The organism is uncultured Shewanella sp. (assembly GCF_947495455.1).
Lineage (GTDB): Bacteria > Pseudomonadota > Gammaproteobacteria > Enterobacterales > Shewanellaceae > Shewanella.
Genome location: NZ_CANLZC010000203.1, coordinates 1 through 2,796, shown reverse-complemented (window position 1 = coordinate 2,796; position 2,796 = coordinate 1). Strand labels below are relative to the sequence as shown.

General features: G+C 36.6%; 1 protein-coding gene. It reads left to right on the top strand.

The annotated features are described in order from the left end of the window. On the top strand, positions 1-2,495 hold a 2,495-nt coding region (locus Q0791_RS24665), incomplete at its 5' end, for a hypothetical protein (RefSeq protein WP_299011915.1). Positions 2,496-2,796 lie beyond the last annotated feature (301 nt).

Sequence of the window (2,796 nt, the reverse complement as noted above, 5' to 3'; positions counted from 1 at the left end):
TACAATTACTCTCTAATATTCATGACTATTTATGCACAAACCAACAAAAACAAAATACACTGGATAGACCTTATGTGCATAGCAACGAGGGGAAATACCAAGCCTATGTCAAGCTGTCGATCAAGAGCCGAGAAGACGTTAATCAGTCGATCGCGGATAAAGAGGCGGAGTTTATTAAAACATTACAAGCTCATATCAATCAACACGATTACAGTCATAAAACGTCGTTATTTTTTTATGCCATGCTTCGACACGGGTTATGGACATTATGCCAACCTGAAGCCGAGCCTGATAATAATTTTTATGTCAGTATTTTTAATGACCAGACATTGTTATTGAATTTGTGTGGAACAAATTGCATTAAGAATGATTATCATGGATTTAAAGCTGTCTGGGCGAGAGACTTAAATCAGCCCCTACTTAAGGGGAGTGCGACATCCTTTAAAGACTGGTTATTAATTTTTGCTTATCAAAATAGGGGAACGCTGTCAGAGTTTAATAAATGCGTCATTTGGTTAAATTTTATGGATGCTGATGTAAATCCATTAATTAAGTATGGCAATAAAGTGGTTCAAAAAACAAAATTTTTTTTGGACACATGTAAAGGTTTTCAACCTAAAACACGCTCTTGTCTTGTTGCCATCATAGTCTTGTCCCTATTAAGTGATCCCGATACCGCTAACATGATAGGTTCACTCCTAAGCATCAATGAAGAGCAGGATAAAAAGGAGGAATATGCAATCAAGATTATTGATAACATATTGCTGTCTTTGAGTTCAAATCAACATAATATGACGGGTATTGCATTGTATATCGTGAATTCCTTGTTTGAATGCTTAAAAAGGACGATAAATGTAGGTGTGAATGGTCAAAATATAAACAACTTAGTGTTTTTGATACAGAGGCTATACGATAGAGTGCTTAACACAAAATACCCTAAATTATCAATAATATATGAAAGAATCCTCAACGTGCTGATCAATGGTTTAGGTACTACAGATTTAAATGATTTGTTTCGCTTAAATCATTCAGTGATATTACTGGCACAAACCTTTCAAACGGATTTACATGAGGCTTGGGACGATCTAGAAAGAACATTTGTTAAGGATGATATTCGCCAAACGATCAAAGATAAAATGAAGCGGCAATCGGTGAATGCGGTAGTGGCAATGAAAGAGCGGGTTGCCACAGGTCCTATGCGAATAAAAGGCAATATTGCCGCCATGCTACTGGGGGCAAAATCGAAAATACAACAAACAGAAAAAGACTATCAGGCGGTGTTTGGTGTATTTGAACACAGAAACAATGTGGATGATCTTACATTAAAAAATGCCGAAAAATTAGCCACCAGAAATTTTGGTTGGAGTAACGATAAATTTGCTCGAGAAACCTATGTCCCTATTGAGCGTATATCGTATAAAAATTTGACTGAAGACGCGGCCGCCTATTTATCGGTTCCCGATAAGGCAACCATGAATAAAAATCTTCAAACAACAACGCAAAATGATAACGAGGATGACAGTGTTTTTACCTCACTTTTGAGCAGTATTAAGGCTGTAGTAACTACTAACGAAAACCTCACTAAAAGAGGCCAGGCTTATGAAACTGCATTGAATATTATGAGTTATCCTGCTTTATATGGCTTAATCAAAGCAACAGGTGATGAGCTATTAAGCCATTTGGAAGCAACTGACATGTCATTGTCGAAAATGACTGATAAGGAGCAAAGGATGTTAACCCATACTAGTTATTATTCGGTCGCATTAATCTTATACATGATATCTAATAATTATATGGTCACAAAAGTCATGGGGTTGAACGATGAGTTATTGAATCGGTCAACAAAGTGGAACGATATATTACCTAATGAGAATACTAAGTTCACAGCCGATGATCCCAAAAAGGCCATTAAAATAGATAACGTATTTGATGCCGCTTTTTCTTTACTTCATAAGCTATGTAATCCGGACCGCAACCTCTATGATATGAATATGCCTTATTTTAGAACAGGTGCCCAAGAGGGTTATCTTTTTCATCAAAAAATCATGCTGGCTTCTTTAACTAGGCTTGGAGCCGGTGAATATTATACTGATAATGAGACTAGGAACAAACTTTATCGCCGTCACTGTACGACAGGTAATGTCACTGAGGGAACTGTTTGCCAGCGGCATAACACAGAAGTACAGCGTTATCAGTATGACTATCATCGCATAGGTTTTATAAAAGAAGACTGGAGCTTATATCGTCGAGCATTTAGTCCGCTAATGGACTTGTTTTTAACTGCTGCTGAATATTCAAAGGAGAAAACACCGAGCCAAAAAAGCAAGGTCAGCTCAAAGAATGAAGCTGTTGAGCTTTTATCCGCTCAGGATATGGATTTTGCAAGTGCACAAATATTAGAATCGATGAAACTGAAAGAATTGTGGTTATATTACTTTTATTTAAAGAAATTTCATAAACTTGCAGATAAAAAACAAGAGCAAGAAAAAAAGTGAAAAACGCCATACCACTACAAATCACATTGTCTCGTCCTCTGGCTTACCCGTTATAACAGGCGTAATATCGGGGGACTTTTTTCGAATCCTCATGCTCTCAAGGTAGACTTTGTTCTGATATCACCTCATTTTACTATGTGGAATGTATAAATATATTCTAGTAATGATAAATCAAAGCCCACCATTAATCCTGCATACTATGTGATGAATGGAGTACCTCTTAATTAATGCTTATAATCCGTTAAATTTATCAATATTCACTACACTATAATGAAGGGGAATGCTACCCAATGCTAAGGGG